The 19,191-nt window shown below is 68.7% G+C and carries 20 protein-coding genes; 7 read left to right on the plus strand and 13 right to left on the minus strand.

Annotated elements, in window-relative coordinates:
- Nucleotides 1-1,379 (plus strand): outer membrane beta-barrel protein (locus Q8O26_RS03765; protein ID WP_305573624.1); only part of this gene is annotated, 1,379 nt, incomplete at its 5' end.
- Between the two features lie 52 nt (nucleotides 1,380-1,431).
- Here the strand turns inward: Q8O26_RS03765 and Q8O26_RS03770 are convergent.
- The 5 genes from Q8O26_RS03770 to mdoH all read right to left on the minus strand — a co-directional run bounded on the left by Q8O26_RS03770 (nucleotide 1,432) and on the right by mdoH (nucleotide 6,282).
- On the minus strand, nucleotides 1,432-2,316 hold the full coding sequence (locus Q8O26_RS03770; protein ID WP_305573626.1) for a UTP--glucose-1-phosphate uridylyltransferase: 885 nt from the start codon (nucleotides 2,314-2,316) through the stop codon (nucleotides 1,432-1,434).
- Nucleotides 2,317-2,399: 83 nt separating this feature from the next.
- Nucleotides 2,400-2,708 (minus strand): hypothetical protein, encoded by a 309-nt coding sequence (locus tag Q8O26_RS03775; RefSeq protein WP_305573628.1) that lies wholly within the window; start codon nucleotides 2,706-2,708, stop codon nucleotides 2,400-2,402.
- 53 nt (nucleotides 2,709-2,761) lie between these two features.
- Nucleotides 2,762-3,724, minus strand: a complete 963-nt coding sequence (locus tag Q8O26_RS03780) for a hypothetical protein (RefSeq protein WP_305573630.1) — start codon at nucleotides 3,722-3,724, stop codon at nucleotides 2,762-2,764.
- A 3-nt stretch (nucleotides 3,725-3,727) separates the two neighbouring features.
- On the minus strand, nucleotides 3,728-4,489 hold the full coding sequence (locus tag Q8O26_RS03785) for an FkbM family methyltransferase (protein ID WP_305573632.1): 762 nt from the start codon (nucleotides 4,487-4,489) through the stop codon (nucleotides 3,728-3,730).
- Nucleotides 4,486-6,282 (minus strand): glucans biosynthesis glucosyltransferase MdoH, encoded by a 1,797-nt coding sequence (gene mdoH, locus Q8O26_RS03790; RefSeq protein WP_305573634.1) that lies wholly within the window; start codon nucleotides 6,280-6,282, stop codon nucleotides 4,486-4,488. Before mdoH ends, Q8O26_RS03785 begins: the two co-directional genes overlap by 4 nt.
- A 47-nt stretch (nucleotides 6,283-6,329) precedes the next feature.
- On the opposite strand from mdoH, the gene Q8O26_RS03795 reads away from it, so the two are divergent.
- The 4 genes from Q8O26_RS03795 to Q8O26_RS03810 are packed head-to-tail and all read left to right on the plus strand — an operon-like array spanning nucleotide 6,330 to nucleotide 9,681.
- Nucleotides 6,330-7,307, plus strand: a complete 978-nt coding sequence (locus tag Q8O26_RS03795; RefSeq protein WP_305573635.1) for a zinc-binding alcohol dehydrogenase — start codon at nucleotides 6,330-6,332, stop codon at nucleotides 7,305-7,307.
- A 12-nt stretch (nucleotides 7,308-7,319) separates the two neighbouring features.
- Nucleotides 7,320-7,730 carry a 6-carboxytetrahydropterin synthase gene (locus Q8O26_RS03800; protein WP_305573637.1) on the plus strand — a complete coding sequence of 137 codons (411 nt, stop codon included), beginning with the start codon at nucleotides 7,320-7,322 and terminating at the stop codon, nucleotides 7,728-7,730.
- 29 nt (nucleotides 7,731-7,759) lie between these two features.
- On the plus strand, nucleotides 7,760-8,848 hold the full coding sequence (locus Q8O26_RS03805; RefSeq protein ID WP_305573639.1) for a glycosyltransferase family 4 protein: 1,089 nt from the start codon (nucleotides 7,760-7,762) through the stop codon (nucleotides 8,846-8,848).
- On the plus strand, nucleotides 8,845-9,681 hold the full coding sequence (locus Q8O26_RS03810) for an SAM-dependent methyltransferase (protein ID WP_305573641.1): 837 nt from the start codon (nucleotides 8,845-8,847) through the stop codon (nucleotides 9,679-9,681). Before Q8O26_RS03805 ends, Q8O26_RS03810 begins: the two co-directional genes overlap by 4 nt.
- Before the next feature lie 88 nt (nucleotides 9,682-9,769).
- Here Q8O26_RS03810 and Q8O26_RS03815 read toward each other — a convergent pair whose 3' ends face one another.
- From Q8O26_RS03815 to fabA, 4 genes are all read right to left on the minus strand, one after another.
- Entirely contained in the window at nucleotides 9,770-10,030 is a 261-nt protein-coding gene (locus tag Q8O26_RS03815; RefSeq protein ID WP_305573643.1) for a hypothetical protein, read from the minus strand.
- 138 nt (nucleotides 10,031-10,168) lie between these two features.
- Complete coding sequence (fabI, locus tag Q8O26_RS03820) at nucleotides 10,169-11,026, minus strand: enoyl-ACP reductase FabI (RefSeq protein WP_305573644.1); 858 nt, start codon at nucleotides 11,024-11,026, stop codon at nucleotides 10,169-10,171.
- 171 nt (nucleotides 11,027-11,197) lie between these two features.
- Complete coding sequence (fabB, locus tag Q8O26_RS03825; protein ID WP_305573646.1) at nucleotides 11,198-12,424, minus strand: beta-ketoacyl-ACP synthase I; 1,227 nt, start codon at nucleotides 12,422-12,424, stop codon at nucleotides 11,198-11,200.
- A 63-nt stretch (nucleotides 12,425-12,487) separates the two neighbouring features.
- Nucleotides 12,488-13,000: a 3-hydroxyacyl-[acyl-carrier-protein] dehydratase FabA gene (gene fabA, locus Q8O26_RS03830; RefSeq protein ID WP_305573648.1), complete on the minus strand. Its 513-nt coding sequence runs from the start codon at nucleotides 12,998-13,000 to the stop codon at nucleotides 12,488-12,490.
- Nucleotides 13,001-13,223: 223 nt separating this feature from the next.
- Between fabA and irrA the strand changes: the two genes are divergently transcribed.
- Nucleotides 13,224-13,748, plus strand: coding sequence for an iron response transcriptional regulator IrrA (gene irrA, locus Q8O26_RS03835; RefSeq protein WP_305573650.1), 525 nt, complete (start codon nucleotides 13,224-13,226; stop codon nucleotides 13,746-13,748).
- Between the two features lie 89 nt (nucleotides 13,749-13,837).
- Here irrA and Q8O26_RS03840 read toward each other — a convergent pair whose 3' ends face one another.
- From Q8O26_RS03840 to Q8O26_RS03855, 4 genes are read right to left on the minus strand one after another with little or no spacing between them, the layout of a single operon-like run.
- Complete coding sequence (locus tag Q8O26_RS03840; RefSeq protein WP_305573652.1) at nucleotides 13,838-14,587, minus strand: hypothetical protein; 750 nt, start codon at nucleotides 14,585-14,587, stop codon at nucleotides 13,838-13,840.
- Nucleotides 14,588-14,627: 40 nt separating this feature from the next.
- Nucleotides 14,628-16,172, minus strand: coding sequence for an acetolactate synthase large subunit (locus Q8O26_RS03845; protein ID WP_305573659.1), 1,545 nt, complete (start codon nucleotides 16,170-16,172; stop codon nucleotides 14,628-14,630).
- Nucleotides 16,173-16,194: 22 nt separating this feature from the next.
- Nucleotides 16,195-16,509: an NIPSNAP family protein gene (locus Q8O26_RS03850; protein ID WP_305573654.1), complete on the minus strand. Its 315-nt coding sequence runs from the start codon at nucleotides 16,507-16,509 to the stop codon at nucleotides 16,195-16,197.
- 27 nt (nucleotides 16,510-16,536) lie between these two features.
- Entirely contained in the window at nucleotides 16,537-17,316 is a 780-nt protein-coding gene (locus Q8O26_RS03855; protein ID WP_305573656.1) for an SDR family NAD(P)-dependent oxidoreductase, read from the minus strand.
- A 186-nt stretch (nucleotides 17,317-17,502) separates the two neighbouring features.
- Between Q8O26_RS03855 and Q8O26_RS03860 the strand changes: the two genes are divergently transcribed.
- Complete coding sequence (locus Q8O26_RS03860) at nucleotides 17,503-19,095, plus strand: glucan biosynthesis protein (protein ID WP_305573657.1); 1,593 nt, start codon at nucleotides 17,503-17,505, stop codon at nucleotides 19,093-19,095.
- Nucleotides 19,096-19,191 lie beyond the last annotated feature (96 nt).

The raw sequence follows: 19,191 nt of genomic DNA on the forward strand, positions 1-19,191 counted from the left end.
AGAGCACGCTGGCACCCAGCCGCGAGGATTCCCGCGCCCTCGACCGCGGGCTGCGCGGCGTCACACCGCCCGTCCAGCCGCGCCGGCCGGTCGATGTGCCCATCGTCACCGAGCGCAGCCAGCTGCCCTCCGGCCGGGTGCTGCCGAACGCCAATCCGCTCGGCCGCAACACCGTCATCGACCCCCGGACCGGCGAGGTCATTTCCTTCGACCGCCGCCCCCAGGCCGAGGCCGATCCCTTTGCGCCGACGGGCATCCGCCTCGGCAGCTTCGTCGTCACGCCGACACTGGACGCGACGCTCGGATATGATTCCAATCCGCGCCGCCTGCCCTCAGGCGGCTCCGGCTCGCTGTTCACCCAGTCCTATGGCGAGGTCCAGGCACGGTCCGACTGGTCCCGCCACGAGTTGACGGCCCGCCTGCGCGGCACCTATGCGGCCTATGCCTCGGACCCCGGCGTCAACCGGCCGGAACTCAACGGCGTGGTCACGGGGCGCCTGGACGTCACCCGCGACACGCGCCTGGAAGGCGAGGCGCGCTATCTCCTCAATACCAATTCCCCGGGCTCGTCGAACCTGCCCTCGGCGCCGGACGGGCTGCGCAACCTGCCGCTGATCCATCAATATGGGGCGACCGCCGGTGTGGTGCAGGATATCGGCCGGCTGCAGCTCAGCCTGCGCGGCACGGTCGACCGCTACACGTACGACGACGCCGTCACCAATGCGGGCGGCGTGCTGCCGCAGGGCGACCGCAACTACAGCGCGGTAGGAGCCCGCCTGCGCGCCTCCTACGAGCTCACCCCCGGCCTTCGGCCTTTTGTCGAGGCGGCCATCGACCGCCGCCGCTTCGATCGCCTGGTTTCTTCCGGCGGGACGTTGCAGGGGTCGACCGCGATGACCTATCGCGTCGGCACGACCTTCGAGCTGACGCGGTTGCTGACGGGCGAGATTTCGGCCGGCTACCTCCTGCGCGACAATCTCGAGCCGACCTTCGGCGACGTCGCCGTCCCGGTCTTCGACGCCTCTCTGGTCTGGACCGCCACGGCGCTGACGACGCTGCGCCTGACCGCCAGATCGACCATCGACGAGAGCTTCACCACCGGCGCTTCCGGCATCGAACGGCGCGACGCGTCGCTGGAACTGGAACATGCCTTCCGCCGCTGGCTCGCCGGCACGGCGCGGATCGCCTTTGGCCAGGATACCTATCGCGGCACGCCGCGCGTCGACCAGCGGATGATCGCCTCGGTCGGGCTCATCTACCGGGCCTCGCGCAATCTGCAGATCCGCGGCGAGTTGCGCCGCGAGACCCTGCAGTCGAACGAGGCGGGCCAGAGCTACTCGGCCAACGTGGTCCTGTTCGGGCTGCGGCTTCAGCGCTGAGGCGCGCCGCGAGGGATGAGCGACGCCGGGGAGCGATCGGCAGGGGCGGCCCTCAGCCCTTGAGGCGCGCGATCTCGGCCCGCAGCGGCCCGGCGAGGTCGTCGCGGCGCAGGGCATAGGCGAGGTTGGCGGTGAGGAAGCCGAGCTTGGTGCCGGTGTCGTGGATCTCGCCGTCGAAGGTGAAGCCGAAGAAGGGCTGCTGGTTCTTCAGCTTGAGCATGCCGTCGGTCAGCTGGATCTCGCCACCGGCGCCACGCTCCTGGGTCTCCAGGATGCGGAAAATGTCCGGCTGCAGGATGTAGCGGCCGGAGATCGCGACATTGGACGGCGCCGTGCCCTTGGGCGGCTTCTCCACCATTTCGGCGATCTCGTAGCCGCCGCCGGCAGCGGGCTTGCCCTTGCCGATGATGCCGTACTGGTGCGTCTCGCTGTCGGGCACCTCGTAGCCGGCGACATAGTTCCCGCCAGTGGCGTTGTAGGCCTCGATCATCGCCGCGATGCAACCCTTGGCGCCGGACCTGGCGAGATGGAGCATGTCCGGCAGAAGGAGCGCGAAGGGCTCGTCGCCGACGATGTCGCGGGCGCACCACACCGCGTGGCCGAGGCCGAGCGGCTCCTGCTGACGGGTGAACGAGGTGGCCCCCGCCGCCGGCAGGTCGCGCTTCAACTCCTCCAGCGCCGCGGTCTTGCCGCGCGAGGCGAGCGTCGAATCGAGCTCGTAGGCCTTGTCGAAATGGTCCTCGATCACCTGCTTGTTGCGGCCGGTCACGAAAACGAAATGTTCGATCCCGGCCTCGCGGGCCTCGTCCACCACATGCTGGATCACCGGTCGGTCGACGACGGTGAGCATCTCCTTCGGGATCGCCTTGGTGGCGGGTAGAAAGCGCGTGCCGAGCCCGGCGACAGGAAACACAGCCTTGCGGATGCGACGAACCATTTAGGAAAACCTCGAAGAGGACGACCAGGAAGCGAAGACTTAAATCAGCAATGCTGAACGCCCGGTGAGCGCGGCGGTTGCCCCTACGCAGTTCCCACCTGGACGAGGCGCCAGCCGTTCCACGCGATCAGGCCCAGGAGCGCCAGCGCACAGAGAGCGTAGACACCCATGCCGAACCGGTAGGAGGCCGGCTGCTCGTCGCGCCGGACCGCGCCGCGCCAGAGAATGAGGGCGCCGGAACGCCAGCCCTCCGCCACCTGCCAGAGGCAGAGCGCGGCGAGCGGCAGGGACAGGACGATGGCCAGGATGAACGGCGCGGCGGGACTGCCCGACGCGATGGCGAACCCGCCATAGAGCGCGAGGCCGAGGCCGCCGGACAGAAGCCCGGTCAACACGATCCGTCGCAGGATCTCGCTCAGGATGCCCGGAGGCCGAGGCTCTCCCGTCACTTGTCGATCGCAGGAGCGGCGAGTTGCGGCGGCGCGGCGCGGAAGGCGTTGAACACCATGTCGGGGGCCGAGGTGTTGTGGCGCGAGGCGACGAGGCGACCGGCCCACAGGTCGGTGGCCAGCGCCCGGCGGAACGGCATGATCGGCTCCTCCCGCCAGCCCGGCGCATCCTTCTCGCGCACCGCGACCCGGGCGACGTCGGCGTTGAACTCGGTGATGTACATCGAGCGCAGCGCCGCGAAGGGCCCGCCGGCAATGGGGCGGGCGAAGGCCACGTCGAGGCCGATCAGTTCCTGGTTGAGGGTCGAGAGCCGCACGGTCGCGCTGTTGCCGTCCGGATAGGTCAGCGTGAAGGTCTTGGTCGCCGGGTCGAAAGCCACCTGGCTGATCTTCACGATGGGGCGGCCCTCCACCACCACCGGGCCGATGAGGAAGGAGGAGCCATAGGCGGTCCACCGGAGATTGGATGGCGGCAGCGGCCGGGCGCGCCAGTATCCGTCGGTCGGATAGAGGACGAGCACCTCCTCGGCGCGGTCGCGGAACCGGTACCAGATCTGCAGGAGATGGATGTTGCGCTCGACCCGGTCGCCGATCTTGATCGTCGTGTCGGAGGGACGCCAGAAGTTCTGCTCCCGATAGCCGATCACCTGCCATTCCACCGTCTCGTAGAGCGTGATGCGCTGCGGCATCGGCTGGGCCAGCGCCTCTGCCTTCATCGGGCAGGCGGTCCAGTCGGGGGCAAAACGGTCGACCGCCAGCGAACCGATATAGGCCGGATGCGCCGCCTCGATCCGGAAGGCGCGCACATCGGGGCCGGTCAGGTTGAGCGTGACATTGTCCTTCTCGGCGCAGAGCACCGGTTCGGACGCATTGGTGATCTCGACCGGCAGGCCGTCGAGGGAGGCGGCATGGGCGGCGGCACTCAGGAGGAGCGCGGCTGCGGCAAGGGCGAGACGCATCGATCAGTCCTTTGCGAGAACCGCATAGACATCGCCGGAATTGGCGGCATGGGGAAGCCCGGTGAGATGGGCCGTCATCGTCGCACAGTCGACGAAACGGCCGAAGGTGAGGCTCTGGCTCTCGCCGAGCGCCACGTCGAAGCCATAGGGGCCGAGCGCCGCGAGCCGGTCGAGGCAGGCGAAGGCGACCTCGCGCTGGATCGTCGTGAACTCGAAGGAGAGTGCCGGCAAGGGCCGCGTGAGTCCGGCGAGCACATCGGCCTCGAAACCCTCGACATCGACCTTGGCGAAATCCGGCACGCCGTGTTCGGCGATCAGACCGTCGAGGGTCAGGCAGGGCACGGTGATCTCGCGGTCCCAGACCTGGTCCTCCCAGCCGCCTGCACCCGCGGCGGAGGCGACGAAGGCCTGGGAGGCCGTCGTCACCGTCGGGTTGGCGGTGTTGACCTTCAGCACCAGTTCGCCCGCCTGCGCACCGCAAGCCGCCCGCAGGAGCGTCACGGCCTCGTCGCCGGCGAAGAGCTGGGCGATCACCCCGGCGGGACCGGGCTGCGGCTCCAGCGCCACCACGCGCGCCCCGAGGCGCCGGAAGCTCGCGACCCGATCACCGACATGGCTGCCGATGTCGAAGGCGAGGCCTCCCGGAGGCACGAAGCGACGGTAGAGCGCGTCCATGGCGGCGTTCTTGCCGGCGTCCCCGTGATAGGTGACCACCGACTTCGCCACGGCGACCATTTCGGCGATGCGCAGGTCGAGCCCAATCATGACGAGCGCGCCCGGGCGATTTCGTCCGGCATGGCGAACTCCTCGGGAATGCCGCAGAAGCGGGTAGCGACGAAGAGCCGGCCGAGGCGCGGCGACGCCGTGACAACGGCGAAGGGGACGGCGATGAGGAAGCCCGCCGTCAGCGGCAGGGACCACAGCGCCGCGGCCGGGGAGGCGGCCCAGAGCAGGCCGAAGATCACCCAGCCGAAGGCCATCTGCGGCCAGAACGCGTCCCATGCCTCACGCCAGGTGAGCGCCATGGCGTCGCGCTGCTGGCCGCCCCAGACCACCGACTTGCCGAAGGCGAGGCCGATCATGAACACCGTAATGCGGAACGAGGTGAGGGCGCCGAGCAGGAAGGAGAAGACGAGTTCGGTCGCCGCCGCCACGAGGAATCGCAGCCTGCCGCCATAGCGCGCGGTGCCGCCGGCGCTGATCAGGATGTCGGCGAAGCCGGCGATCTTCGGCATCAGGTACATCAGGAAGAACAGGACATAGACGGTGGCCGCGAAAGCGACGGGGAAGGCCTCGCGGCTCGGCCCGTGCCAGGCGAGGAAGGGCGACAGCGTGATCATCAGCGTCCAGGCCGGCACGCCGACGAACATCAGGATCGCCCAGACGAGCTGGAACCGGCTGATCGGCTTCAGGCCCGGTTGATCGAGGAGCTTCACATACTGCATGTTGCCCTGGCACCAGCGGACGTCACGGCGCGAGAATTCGAGGATGGTCGGCGGGTTCTCTTCCCAGGAGCCCTCCTCCACCGGCAGCACGCGGACCTCATAACCGGCGCGGCGCATGAAAGTCGCCTCGACCTGGTCGTGGGAGAGGATGTGCCCGCCGAGCGGCGGATCGCCGGAGAGCAGCGGCAGATGGCAGTCCTCCATGAAGGGGCGGATGCGCACCAGCGCGTTGTGACCCCAGAAGGGTCCGCAATCGCCCACCCACCAGGCCTGGCCCATCGTATAGGCGCGCATGCCCTGGCGCATGCCGAACTGGAAGATGCGGGCGAAGGCCGAGGACGACGGCATGCCGACGACGAGGCTCTGCAGGATGCCCAGCTTCGGATGGGCCTGCATCATCCGCACATGTTTGACGATGGTGGCGCCCGCCATCAGGCTGTCGGCGTCGAGCGGCAGCATGAGTTCGTAGCGCGAACCCCAGCGGTCGAGAAACTCGCGCACGTTGCCGGCCTTGAAGCCGGCATTGTCGGTGCGCCGGCGATAGATGACACGGCCCTGGCCCGCCGCCTCGGCGAAGGCGGCAGCCGCCTTTTCCTCGCGTTCCGCGGTATCGGGACGGTTCGTGTCCGAGAGAATGAAATAGTCGAACTGGCTGCCCTCGCCCGTCGCGTCGATACTGTCCTTGACGATGGCGAGACGGCCGATGGCCCGCTCCGGATCCTCGTTGCGCAGCGTCATGAAGACGGCGGTGCGAATGGTGAGCGGCGTCGGCAGGTCCACCGCCACCGCGAAGGGCGCCACCTCGGCCATCGCGTTGTCGTCGCGGTGCAGCAGCCAGAGGCCGAGCAGCGCGTTCCAGAACCCGAGGACCGTCCAGGGCGTGGCAATGGCGAAGGCCAGCGCCAGGACGATATCGACGATCGTCCAGCCCCCGGTTCCCAGGACCGACCAGGCGGCGGAATTGAGCAGGAACCAGGTGACGACGTTCAGCGCCACAACGATCCAGCGCCGCCGGCGCAATTCTGCCGTGGACTGGACACCCGTCGGCGTCGTAGAGCCCTGTTCCGGGGCGGTGCCGCCGGTCGTTGCCGGAAACGGCGAAAGATCATTCATCGACAAGCCTCCGTCGCCCGACAGGGCGGCGAAACGGGAGAAGCAGCATGGCGGCGACCGCCCGAGCCCTCTGGTACGTCTCGCGCAGAAAGGTAGACCTGCGCGACACAACACTGGATGAACGCGGACCGGCCGACGCCGAGATCCGCATGCTCTATAGCGGTGTCAGCCGTGGCACGGAAAGGCTCGTCTTCAACGGCCTTGTCGCAGCCCCCGAGCGCGAGCGCATGCGCTGCCCGCTGCAGGAGGGCGAGTTCCCCTTTCCGGTGAAGTACGGCTACTGCGCGGTGGGCGAGGTCGAAGCCGGCCCCGAGCACCTTGTCGGCCGCACCGTCTTCACCCTGGCGCCGCACCAGACGCGGTTCCTCGCCCCCACCGACAGGCTCTCGGTGGTGCCGGTGCCGGCGAACGTGCCGGCTCGCCGCGCCATCCTCGCCGCCAATATGGAGACGGCGCTCAACGCGGTGTGGGATTCGGGCGTCGGCCCGGGCGACCGCATCGTCGTAGTCGGCGGCGGCGTGCTCGGCCTGCTCGTCACCTTCATCGTGGCGCAGATTCCCGGTGCCGAGGTGACGTTGGTCGATCTCGAACCCTCGCGCCGCGACTTCGCCAAGCTCTTCGGCGTGAAGTTCCAGAAGCCGCTGGACGGCCCGGCCGACTGCGACGTCGCCTTTCACGCCTCGGCCACGGGCGCGGGCCTCGCCTGCGCCCTCGCCTGCTGCGGCGACGAGGCGACCGTCGTCGAACTCTCATGGTTCGGCGACCAGGACCCGGCCGTCCCGCTCGGCGCAGGCTTTCATTCGAAGCGCCTGAAGCTGATCTCGTCGCAGGTCGGCATGGTCGCCACATCCAGACGCCCGCGCTGGTCGTATCCGAGACGCCTCGAAAAGGCCCTCGGCCTCCTCGCTGATGACCGCCTCGACCAGTTGATCACCGGGGATGTAGCCTTCGAAGATCTGCCCGCCGCCCTGCCCCGCATCCTCGAGCCCGGCGCGCATGGCCTCATGACCGCCGTCACTTACTAATCTGGAGAGCTCATGTATTCCGTCGAAGTCCGTGACCGCATCATGATCGCCCATTCCCTGCCCGATCCGTTCTTCGGACCGGCCCAGGGCAAGCACGGCGCGAGCTTCGTCATCGACGTCGCCTTTTTCCGCGATACCCTGACGCCGCAGAACGTCGTGGTCGATATCGGCGCGGCTCTCGACGTGCTCGGCAAGACGCTGAAGCGGCTCGCCTACCAGGACCTCGACACCCTGCCCGAGTTCGCCGGCAAGCTCACCACCACCGAATTCCTCTGCAAATATGTCTTCGACCGCATGGCGGAGGCGGCAGCCTCCGGCGCGCTCGGCGCCGACGCCTCCGGCCTCGCCAAGATCCGCGTCACCCTGCACGAACACGACCTCGCCCGCGCCACCTTCGAGGCGGCGCTCCCGGGTTCCGTCTGAACGACCGTGCCAGGCGGCGGGAGGTCCTCATGACGCGGGCGGTCTTCGCCATTCCCGGGGATATCTCCACCCCGACCGGCGGCTATCGCTATGACCGCGAGGTCCTGGCGCGGGCCGGTGCAGCCGGCGTCGCACTGACCCATCTGGCGCTTCCCGGCGCCTATCCCTACCCTGCCGCCGACGATCTCCTGCGGGCGGCGGGCGCCCTCGTATCGCTGCCCTCCGACGACGTGCTGCTGATCGACGGCCTCGCCTATGGCGCCCTGCCCGAGAGCATCTGCCTGTCGATCAAGAGCCCCATCGTCGCGCTGGTCCACCACCCGCTCGCGCTGGAGAGCGGCATTCCGCCCGAGACGGCGGACCGGTTCCGCGCCAGCGAGAGAGCCGCCCTCGCCCATGCCCAGCGGGTGATCGTCACCAGCCGCTCGACAGGCCGCATCCTCGCCGATGACTACGACGTTCCGGCCGACCGCATTACCGTCGCCGAGCCGGGCACCGATCCCGTGCCGCGCGCCGGCGGCTCGGGCGCATCCAGGCCCGTCCTCCTCGCCGTCGGGGCGCTGTCGGCCCGCAAGGGCTACGATATCCTGGTCGAGGCACTGGCGATGCTCGGCGGCGAGAACTGGCGCATGGTGATCGCCGGCGCCACCGAGCGCAGCCCCGACATCCACGCGGCCCTCGGCGAAGCCATCACCCGCCACGGCCTGGACCAGCGGATCACCCTGGCCGGGGCGGTCAGTGACCACGAGCTCGACCGGCTCTATGACGGCGCCGACCTCTTCGTCATGCCCTCCCGCTACGAGGGCTACGGCATGGTGCTCGGCGAGGCCATGGCCCGCGGCCTTCCCATCGTCACCACGACCGGTGGCGCCGCGGCCGAAACCGTTCCCGAAGGCGCCGCCATCAAGGTCCCGCCGGGCGATGCGGCAGCGCTCGCTGCCGGCTTGTCGCGCCTCATCGGCAATCCGAGGCTGCGCTCCAGCTTCGCCGACAAGGCCTTCGCGGCCGGCCAGTCCCTGCCGGGCTGGGACGATACCGCCCGCATCGTCGCCGGTGTGCTGGCTCGGGTCGGCGGCGGCCCGACCCATCCCGCAGCGCAGGAAGGATCTTCCCCATGAGCTTTTCCCCAGCATGGCTCGCCTTGCGCGAACCGGCCGACCACGCCGCCCGCTCGGTTTCGCTTCTGGACGCGCTCCGCCAGCACTTCGCCGGCAGGGAGCGCATCAGCGTCGTCGATCTCGGCAGCGGCGCAGGCTCGAATCTGCGCGGCACCTTCGCCGCCCTGCCCGGCATCCAGGCCTGGCGCCTGGTCGACTATGATCCCGCCTTGCTCGCCGCGGCGCGCCAGCGCCTTGCGGCCTGGGCCGATACGGCCGCCGAGGACGGCGACCGTCTTGTGCTGCGCAAGGAGGGCCGGGAGCTCACTGTCACCTTTCACCAGGCCGACCTCACCGGCGACCTCGACCAGGTCCTGCCGGCCGATGCCGACCTCGTCACCGCCGCCGCCCTCTTCGACCTCGTCTCTCCCGCCTGGATCGACGGCTTCGTCGCGGTCCTCGCCCGGCGCCGCCTGCCCCTCTACACGGTGCTCACCTATGACGGCACCGAGCACTGGGATCCGCCCCATCCCGCCGATGCGGCCATGCTGGCGGCCTTCCACGCCCATCAGGGCTCGGACAAGGGCTTCGGACCGGCGGCGGGCCCACAGGCCGCGGCGCTGATGGCGAGCGCCTTCGCGTCCGCCGGCTATGCCGTTACCCGCGCCCCCAGTCCCTGGCAACTCGGCCCGGACTTCGCCGCCCTCGCGCTTGAGCTGGTAACGGGCTTCGCCGGCGCCGTCCGCGAGACCGGCCGTGTCGACGCGGCCACCATCGCCGGCTGGCTCGCCGCGCGCCGGGCCGGCGTCACCTGCCATGTCGGCCACGAGGACCTCTTCGCCGTTCCCCGCTGACGCCCGGACGCACGAAAGCCCCGGTGCATGGCCGGGGCTTTCATCTGACGAGGCCTGGAGGAGAGCCCCGCAGACTTGGGGCCTGCGATCACTCGCAGACGCGGATGGTGCGGCGCTCCGGGCCGTAGGGGCCGTCGACCCAGCGGCGGGTCAGGTAGCAGTCGGAAGCGTAGGCGTTGGAGCGGCTGGCGGCGATGGCGCCGCCGACGATCAGGCCGGTGGCGAGGGCGCCGACGCCCCAGCCGATGTGGCGGCGATGGAACGGGCCGGCTTCGGCCTGGGAAGCAACGCCGACCGACATGGTGGCGACGGCGAGGGCGGCGATGGCGAAGGTCTTGAAGCGGTTCATGGCAGGTCCCCTTGAGGTTGGCCGGGGCTCGTTGCGCCCCTGATATCCATGGGTGGCGCCAGCGCGGAAAAAGGTTCGGGCCCGCCGCGATTTTTTTTCGCGACGGGCCCGAACGGATCAAACGGACGGTGGCGAGGCCTATTCGGCGGCTTCGCCGGCACGGCGTCCGGCCGCATCCTCCACCGCCTGTTCGGCGGCATCCAGCGTCTTCAACGCCTCCGGCCGCGGCATGGAGATGATGTTGTAGCCGGAATCGACATGGTGGATCTCACCGGTCACGCCGCCGGACAGATCCGAGAGCAGATAGAGCGCCGATCCCCCGATGTCGTCGAGCGACACGGTCTTGCGCAGCGGCGCATGGCGCTTCTGGAAGTTGAACATCAACCGTGCGTCGGCGATCCCGGCACCGGCCAGGGTCCGCACTGGTCCGGGCGACAGCGCGTTGACGCGGATCCCGAGCGGACCGAAGTCGGCAGCGAGATAGCGCACCGAGGCCTCGAGCCCGGCCTTGGCGACGCCCATGACGTTGTAGTTCGGCATGACCCGCGTCGAGCCGCCATAGGTCAGGGTCAGCATGGTGCCGCCGGGCTGCATGAGAGCTGCGGCACGGCGGGCGATCTCGGTGAAGGAGAAGCAGGAGATCACCATGGTGCGCGAGAAATTCTCGCGCGTCGTGTCGGCATAGCGGCCCTTGAGCTCGTTCTTGTCGGAAAAGCCGATGGCATGGACGACGAAGTCGAGCCCGCCCCAGGCCTCCGCGATCCTGGCGAAGGTCGCATCGACCGTGGCGATATCCTCGACGTCGCAGGGAATGACCAGCGGCGTCCCGAGGCTTTCCGCGAGAGGCCTGACGCGCTTTCCCAGCGCCTCGCCCTGGTAGGTGAAGGCGAGTTCGGCGCCGTGGGCGGCGAGCATCCGCGCGATGCCCCAGGCGATGGAATGGTCGTTCGCCACTCCCATGATCAGGCCGCGGCGGCCCTTCATCAATGCGGTCACGCGCGACCTCCTCGCTTCATGGTCAGATTGCGGACTGCGAGCGACGAGCTGCAGCTGGGGATGCGCAAACCGGTCTGTCCACATCGGCGTTCACTGCGAGGTGACGGTCCCCGAGCGATTGCCATGATCCTGCGACGGGCCGGTGACACGACCGCGTCGTGCCGACGCGACTCACGCATCAACATGTTTCAGCACGATCGTGGCATTGGTGCCGCCGAATCCGAAGGAATTCGACAGGACGCAGCCCAGCTTGGCATTGTCGACGCGCTTGCGCACGATGTTCATGTCGGCGACAGCCGGGTCGATTTCCTCGATATGGGCGCTCTCGCAGATGAAGCCGTTGTTCATCATCAGCAGCGAATAGATCGCCTCCTGGACCCCCGTGGCGCCGAGGGAATGGCCGGTCAGCGACTTGGTCGCCGAGATCGGCGGGCTCTTGTCGGCGCCACCGAAGACCTCGCGGATCGCCTCGATCTCCTTGAGGTCGCCGACCGGCGTCGAGGTGCCGTGCGGGTTGATGTAGTCGACCTTCGGACCGACACCGGCCAGCGCCATGTTCATGCAGCGCACCGCGCCCTCGCCCGAGGGAGCAACCATGTCATAGCCGTCCGACGTCGCGCCATAGCCGGCGATCTCGGCATAGATCTTCGCGCCGCGGGCCTTGGCGTGCTCGTACTCCTCCAGCACCACCACCCCGGCGCCACCAGCGATGACGAAGCCGTCGCGGTTGGCGTCATAGGCGCGCGAGGCGGTCGAGGGCCGGTCGTTGTACTTCGACGACATGGCGCCCATGGCGTCGAAAAGCACCGACAGCGTCCAGTCCAGTTCCTCGCAGCCGCCGGCGAAGACCATGTCCTGCTTGCCCCACTGGATGAGCTCGTAGGCATTGCCGATGCAGTGATTCGAGGTCGCGCAGGCCGACGAGATCGAATAGTTGACGCCCTTGATCTTGAACCAGGTGGCGAGCGTCGCCGATGCCGTGGATGACATCCCCTTCGGCACCGCGAAGGGGCCGACGCGCTTGGAATTACCGCTCTCCTTGGCCTTCTCATAGGCGTCGATCAGGGCGCGGGTGGACGGACCGCCCGATCCCATGACGATGCCGGTGCGCACATTGGAGATGTCGTCGGCCTCCAGACCGGCATCGAGAATCGCCTGGTCCATGGCGACGTGGTTCCAGCCGGTGCCGCCGCCATGGAAGCGCATGGCGCGACGGTCCAGAATGGTCGCCGGATCGAGCGTCGGCGCGCCGGAGATCTGCGACCGGAAACCATGCTCGACGAAGGAGGGGTCGAGCGCGATTCCACTCTTGGCCTCGCGCAGGGACGCCAGGACCTCGTTGGTGTTGTTGCCGATGGACGACACGATGCCCATTCCGGTGACGACGACGCGGCGCATGGAGGCCTCTTTTTCGTTGCGGGCCGGCAGGGCAGCCCTTGAAGGTCTGGTCGGGGCAGGCGATCAGGCGGCAGGGCCGAAGAGCCCGACCCGCATGTCCTTGACCTCATATATGCGCTTGCCGTCGGCCTCCAACCACCCGTCGGCGATGCCGAGCACCAGCTTCGATTTGAAGATGCGCTTGAAATCGACGCCGTAGACCACCTTCTTCGTGGTGGGCAGGACCTGTTCGGAGAACTTCACCTCGCCGACGCCGAGCGCGCGGCCCCGACCGGGCAGGCCGAGCCAGCCGAGATGAAAGCCGGTGAGCTGCCACAGCGCGTCGAGGCCGAGGCAGCCCGGCATCACCGGATCACCCTTGAAATGGCAGGGGAAGAACCAGAGGTCCGGCTTTATGTCGAATTCGGCCAGGACGTGACCCTTGTTGTTCGCGCCGCCGTCCTCGGCGATCGAGGTGATGCGGTCGAACATGAGCATGGGGGGCAGAGGCAGTTGGGCATTGCCGGGACCGAACATTTCGCCCCGGCCGCAGGCCAGAAGCTCTTCATAGGTGAAACTCGACTTGCGCTCGGTCATTGCCTGCAGGATCCGCCTCTTGCCGGCCGGTGACCCGGCCTCGATCGGGCTGCTCTCTAACACAGGGGTTCCGGAGGGGCAAAAGGCCGATCGCCCTTGGCCGTCCCGGGTGCCGGTGTCGCCACGAAGACCCTGACGTGATAGAGCCAGACGATCGCAGCAGCGCCGACCGGCCGCAGGTGGGCGTCTTGCAGATCGACCGCATTGTTTCTAGTATGGCCTCATGACGATCCGGACCCTCATCGACCTGACCTATCAGGATGGTGCTCCCTCGACAGACGGCAAGCTCTCGGCGCATGACCGGGTCAGCCTGCTGCAGAAGACGGGCTGCCCGATCCACGACGTACGCACGATGCTGCGCGAGGTGGGCCTGCGCCCGACCCGCCAGCGCATGGCACTCGGCTGGATCCTGTTCGCCAAGGGCGATCGGCACGTCACCGCCGAAATGCTCTACGACGAAGCGACCAAGGCGCGCGTGCCCGTCTCGCTGGCCACCGTCTACAACACGCTGCACCAGTTCACCGAGGCCGGCCTCCTGAGAGAGATCGCCGTGGACGGGTCCAAGGCCTATTTCGACACCAACCTGTCGGACCACCACCACTTCATCGTCGAAGGCGAAACCACGGTCTTCGACATTCCCGGCCCGCATGTGGCTGTGGACAAGCTGCCCCAGGCGCCGGCCGGCTATGAGGTGGCGCGCGTCGACGTCGTCGTGCGCCTGCGTCGCAAGGACGGTCACGACAGCTGACCTGCCGCCTCAGGGCGTGACGACAATCAGGGCCACCGCCACACCGGCGCGTGGCCCTTCTCTTTGGGGGCCGCCTTTGTGGGGCCGGTTCAGGCCTCGGCCGCGATCACCGCCGCGCCCACCGACAGCGGGATGGTCAGGGCGAGGAATCCCGCCGCCTTGGCGAGCGCCGCCGCGATGATCGGCGGACCGAGATCTGCCATACCCAGCAGCCGCGTCGCGGCGATCGCCACCACGGTGCCGGCGAAAATCGCCACGCAGACGACGGCCGTGGTGCGCTCGGACCGGCGGAAGAGTTGGTGCGCGGCGGCGGCGAAGCTCCCCGCCCGTCCGAGGGTCGCGGCCGCGAGGGCCGTTCCGGCGGTCAGGATGACGATCAGCGCGGAGAGCGCCGCCAGCGTGGCGATGGCCTGCAACAGCGTCGCCGGCCAGCGGACGCCGCCGGCCGGTGCCAGCACGGCGATCCCGATATCCAGCGCCCCGACGAGGGCGAGCGCCGCCAGCAGACCGACCAGGAAGGTGACGGCGCTTTCGGCGCTGATCCGCGCCGTGGTGCCAAGGACATGGCGGGTCGGCGCGAGAGCGAGACCGCTGCGGCCGGCGAGCCGCAGCGTCGAGACATGGGTCCCCAGAAGGACGGCAAGATAGAGGCTCGTCAGGGTCAGGGCGACGAGCGGCAGCTTCCAGGGCACCGCGAGGCGCAGCCGCAGCATGCCCTCGGTGATGACGCCGCAGGCCACCGCATAGGGCAAGGCGTGCAGCGCCACGCGCCAGCCCGCATCCCCCGCAAGGCGGAGGAAACGGGTGGCGAAGGATGAGGAGGCGGGCGGTTCGGTCACGCCGGCATCATGGACGAGACAGCCCCGGCAGGCGAGCCGCTCAGAGCACGACCTCGATCAGGAAGGGTCCCTTGCGCCGGTTGGCGGCGGAGAAGGCGTCGGCGAAAGCCTCGGCCGTCTCGACGCGGGTCGCTTCCACGCCCATGCCGCCGGCGAGCTTCACCCAATCGAGGTTCGGATCACCCAGCGACAGCATGTCATGGGCCTTTCGGCCGGGATTTTCGGCGCCGACATTGGCCAGTTCGCCCTTCAGGATCGCATAGGTGCGGTTGGCCCAGATGCAGACCGTGACGTCGAGACGTTCGCGCGCCATCGTCCACAGCGCCTGCAGCGAGTACATGCCCGAGCCGTCCGCCTGCAGCGCGATGACCTTGCGGTCCGGGCAAGCCACCGCCGCCCCGACGGCGAGCGGCAGGCCCTCGCCGATGGCGCCGCCGGTCAGCGACAGCCAGTCGTGCGGCGCGGCGCCATGGGTGTCCTTGAAGAAGTTGCGCCCCGTGGTGACCGATTCGTCGGTGACAATGGCGTTGTCCGGCAGGTAGTGGCCGATGATCGCCGCGATCGAATCCTGGTTGAGCGCGCCCGTCGGCAGGTCCGGCCGCTTCGGCGTGTTGAGGACCGGCACGGCCTTGTCGGCGCCGAGGCGCTCGGCGAGACGGGAGAGCGCATCCTCGGCATCCTCGCCGGGCGTGGCCAGCGTCACCACTTCCGCCTCCGGCGGGTAGAGGATGGAGGGCTTGTTCGGATAGGCGAAGAAGGCGACGGGCGCCTTGGCGCCGACGAGGATGAGGTGGGTCACGCCCTTGGTCGCGGCCAGCGCCACATCCACCGGATAGGGCACGCGCTCCAGCGGCATGCGGCCGACGCCGCGCTCGATGCGTCCGTTCGAGCCCTCGGCGCGGATCTGCGCCCCGGTCTTGGCGACGATCTTCGCGGCATGGACCATCGGCTTCTCGCGCACCGCCCAGGTGCCCATGACGATGAGCGGCCGGCCGCCGGCCTCGATGGCGCGGGCCGCCGCCTCGACCGCATCCTCCGACACCTTGGCAGGCGCGGCGACGGGAGCGGTCTTGGCCGGGCCGGTGCCCTCGGTCCAGGCGGTGTCTGCTGGCAGGATCAGCGTGGCGATCTGGCCTGGCGCCTGCATCGCCACATGGATCGCCTCGGCGCCGTCGGCGGCGACGTCCTTCGACGACATCGAGGTCTTGACCCAGTGGGACATCGTCCCGGCAATGCCCTCGATGTCGGAGGTCAGCGGCGCGTCGAACACGCGGTGATAGGTGGCATGCTCGCCGACGATGTTGACGACGCCGGAGCGCGCCCGCTTCAGGTTGTGCAGGTTGGCCAGCGCATTGCCGAGACCGGGGCCGAGGTGCAGCAGTGTCGAGGCCGGCTTGCCCGTCATGCGCCAATAACCGTCGGCCGCCCCGGTCGTCACCGTCTCGTGCAGGCAGAGCACGCAGCGCATGCCGTCGACGCGGTCGAGGGCGGCGACGAAATGCATCTCCGACGTGCCGGGATTGGTGAAGGCCACCGTCACATCACCGGCAACGAGGGTGCGCACGAGGCTCTCGGCCCCGTTCATGGGTTTGGTCATGGGTCTTGCTTCACTTCATCGGAGAGAAGGCGGTGGGAACCAGGATGCGGTTCTCCATCCGCAGGAGGAGCGGGGTCGCGGCGTCGAGATAGTCGCCCCAGTTGGGTGCGACCGCCAGCTTGGCGCGCCGCTGCTCGCGGTCGGCCATGCTGTCGTATTTCCAAAGGTGCACGACCTGGTTGAGCGTGCCGATCTCGGTGACGAAGAAGCCGACGGGATCGCCGAGGAGCGGCCACTGGATGGGCTTCGCCAGGCGCTCGTAGACCTCGAGGAAGGCCTTCACCTTGCCGGGATGCGTCGTATAGGTGCGCTCGTCGATGATCATGGCGTCTCTCCCCCAGGATGATGCGCGTCAGGAGCCGCGCAGGCCGATGCGCTGGCCGCCATCGACCGTGATGGTCGTGCCGGTCATGAAGGCGCCGGCCTCCGACAACAGCAGCAGCAGCGCGCCGTCGAGATCCTGCTCGCGGCCGAACCGGCCGACCGGGATCTCCTTGGTCATCTCGGCGCCCTTGCCCGAGGTCAGATAGTCGCGGTTGATGTCGGTCACGACATAGCCCGGCGCGATGGCGTTCACGCGGATGCCCTTGAAGGCCCATTCCAGCGCCAGCGCCTGCGTCATCTGGATGACCGCGGCCTTGGAGACCGCATAGGACGCGTTGCCCTTGCCGACCCCGTAGCCGAGGATCGAGGCGATGTTGACGATGGCGCCGTGCTTGCCGGCCTTGAGCAGCCGCTGCGCCGCCTCGCGGGCGGTGTAGAACACGCCGTCGAGGTTGGTCGCCATGGTGCGGCGCCAGTCCTCGTCGGAGATATCGGACGCACGGCCGGGCACGGCGATGCCGGCATTGGCGACGACGGCATCGACCGTGCCGAAGGCCTTCTCGGCGGCGTCGAAGGCTGTCCCGATAGAACCCGTGTCGGTCACGTCCCCGGCGACGGCGATCGCCCGGCCGCCGTCCCGGCGGATCGCCTCGGCGACGCCCTCGACCTTGTCGGCCCGGCGGGCGACGGCGACCACGGCGGCGCCGTGCTCGGCCAGCGCCATGCAGAAGCGGGCACCGAGACCGGTCCCGGCTCCGGTGACCAGTGCCACGCGGCCGCTCATGTCCAGAATGTCTCTCGGCGCCATTCGCGCTTCTCCCGTGATCGGGGGCACACTGGCAAGGTGGCGCGGCGGCGGCAAGCCGGCCGCGTGGAGGACAGCGATGCACCGGACTTCTGGTCGCAAGGGGCGCCACTTGACGGCGCGCGCGCGAAGGCCGCATGTCCGCGATGCTGCCGCGCGGCAGTGCCTGTTCAGGGATTCAGAGGCTTCATGCGACTGCCGACCTTCGCCCGCCGTGACGCACTGAAACTCATCGCCGCCGCCGGCGTTTCATGGCCGTCCCTGGCGGCCGCCCAGCAGCCGCCGGCCACGCCGCCGCAGGCCGCGACGCCGCAGCCGCAGGCCCGCTTCGGTTTCGAGGAGGTCGAGCGCCGCGCCCGCGACCTCGCCGCCCTTCCCTATGAAGCCCCGCGCCCGGACCTGCCGGCAGCGCTGGCCAACATGAACTTCGACCAGTACCGCGATCTCCGGTTCAGGCCCGAGCGCTCCTTGCTGGCGCAGGGCGGCGGCCCCTTCCGCATGCAGATGTTCCACCTCGGCTTCATCTATCGCACGCCCGTAGTGGTCAATATCATCCGCGATGGCATCGCCACCCCGGTCCCCTATGCAGCCGCCCTGTTCGACTACGGCCGCAACCGGTTCGAACGGCCGCTGCCCGTCGATCTCGGCTTCGCCGGCTTCCGCATCCATCACCCGCTCAACGATCCGCGCGTCCACGACGAGTTGATCTCGTTCCTCGGCGCCAGCTATTTCCGGTTCCTCGGACGTGGCCAGAAGTACGGCCTCTCGGCCCGCGGAATTGCCGTCAACACCGCCGGGCCGGGCCAGGAGGAGTTCCCGATCTTCCGCGAGTTCTGGGTCGAAACGCCCACCGCCGATGCCCAGTCCTGCCACATCTACACACTTCTCGACGGCGAAAGCCTCACCGGGGCCTTCCGCTTCACCGTCTTCCCGGCGCAGGAGACCGTGCTCGATGTCCGCTGCACGCTTTTTCCGCGCCGGCCCATCGCGAAACTCGGGGTCGCGCCTCTCACATCGATGTTCTTCTACGCCGAGAATGATCGCCGCAGCTTCGACGACTTCCGTCCGGAACTGCACGATTCCGACGGTGTGCTGATCCATTCCGATACGGGCGAATGGATCTGGCGGCCGCTGCGCAATCCGCGCCAGGTCGAGGTCTCGCAATTCGTCGACCGGCAGGTGCGTGGTTTCGGCCTGATGCAGCGCGACCGCACCTTCGAGCACTACCAGGACCTCGATCTGAACTACGAATTGCGGCCGAGCTACTGGGTCGAACCGCGCGAGGGTTTCACCGAAGGACGCGTCGAGCTCGTCGAGATTCCCACCACCGACGAGACCAACGACAATATCGTCGCCTATTGGGTGCCGAACCGGGCGGTCGAAGCGGGGCAGACCCTGACCTTCGCCTACCGGCTGGTGTCGACCATGAACGAGGCCAGGCTGCATCCCGGCGGCTTCGCCCTCAACACCTTCCGGACGAGACCCGTCGCGCTCGGCTCGGGCGAGCAGGCGCCCGCCAATGCGACACGCTTCATCGTCGACTTCGCCGGTGGCGACCTCGAATACCACACCAGCCAGCCCGACTCGGTGCAGGTGGTGCCTTCCGCCACCAATGCGCGGATCACCCGGACCTTCCTCGTTCCCAACCCGCAGACGCGCGGCTTCCGTGCCGGCATCGACGTCGTCGGCGAAGCGGGGCAGACGGCAGACCTGCGCGCCTTCCTGCGCATCGGCAACCGCGCCCTGACCGAAACCTGGACGTTCCCCTGGAAGGTCGAGTGATCAGACGACAGCGCCCGGCACGAGGCCGGGCGCTGCGAGGCGGAACGGCAGTTGCCGTTACTGCATGATGTGGACGACGCGGCGGTCCGACGGATT

Source organism: Phreatobacter sp. (genome assembly GCF_030691135.1).
Classification (GTDB): Bacteria; Pseudomonadota; Alphaproteobacteria; order Rhizobiales; family Phreatobacteraceae; genus Phreatobacter.

Excerpts from the sequence above, each read along its gene's own strand:
- Q8O26_RS03770 (WP_305573626.1), bottom strand. The coding sequence starts at position 2,316 with ATGGTTCGTCGCATCCGCAAGGCTGTGTTTCCTGTCGCCGGGCTCGGC.
- Q8O26_RS03780 (WP_305573630.1), bottom strand. The coding sequence starts at position 3,724 with ATGCGTCTCGCCCTTGCCGCAGCCGCGCTCCTCCTGAGTGCCGCCGCC.
- Q8O26_RS03785 (WP_305573632.1), bottom strand. The coding sequence starts at position 4,489 with ATGATTGGGCTCGACCTGCGCATCGCCGAAATGGTCGCCGTGGCGAAG.
- mdoH (WP_305573634.1), bottom strand. The coding sequence starts at position 6,282 with ATGAATGATCTTTCGCCGTTTCCGGCAACGACCGGCGGCACCGCCCCG.
- Q8O26_RS03795 (WP_305573635.1), top strand. The coding sequence starts at position 6,330 with ATGGCGGCGACCGCCCGAGCCCTCTGGTACGTCTCGCGCAGAAAGGTA.
- Q8O26_RS03800 (WP_305573637.1), top strand. The coding sequence starts at position 7,320 with ATGTATTCCGTCGAAGTCCGTGACCGCATCATGATCGCCCATTCCCTG.
- Q8O26_RS03805 (WP_305573639.1), top strand. The coding sequence starts at position 7,760 with ATGACGCGGGCGGTCTTCGCCATTCCCGGGGATATCTCCACCCCGACC.
- Q8O26_RS03810 (WP_305573641.1), top strand. The coding sequence starts at position 8,845 with ATGAGCTTTTCCCCAGCATGGCTCGCCTTGCGCGAACCGGCCGACCAC.
- Q8O26_RS03815 (WP_305573643.1), bottom strand. The coding sequence starts at position 10,030 with ATGAACCGCTTCAAGACCTTCGCCATCGCCGCCCTCGCCGTCGCCACC.
- fabB (WP_305573646.1), bottom strand. The coding sequence starts at position 12,424 with ATGCGCCGCGTCGTCGTCACCGGAATGGGCATCGTGTCGTCCATCGGC.
- fabA (WP_305573648.1), bottom strand. The coding sequence starts at position 13,000 with ATGACCGAGCGCAAGTCGAGTTTCACCTATGAAGAGCTTCTGGCCTGC.
- irrA (WP_305573650.1), top strand. The coding sequence starts at position 13,224 with ATGACGATCCGGACCCTCATCGACCTGACCTATCAGGATGGTGCTCCC.
- Q8O26_RS03845 (WP_305573659.1), bottom strand. The coding sequence starts at position 16,172 with ATGAACGGGGCCGAGAGCCTCGTGCGCACCCTCGTTGCCGGTGATGTG.
- Q8O26_RS03850 (WP_305573654.1), bottom strand. The coding sequence starts at position 16,509 with ATGATCATCGACGAGCGCACCTATACGACGCATCCCGGCAAGGTGAAG.
- Q8O26_RS03855 (WP_305573656.1), bottom strand. The coding sequence starts at position 17,316 with ATGGCGCCGAGAGACATTCTGGACATGAGCGGCCGCGTGGCACTGGTC.
- Q8O26_RS03860 (WP_305573657.1), top strand. The coding sequence starts at position 17,503 with ATGCGACTGCCGACCTTCGCCCGCCGTGACGCACTGAAACTCATCGCC.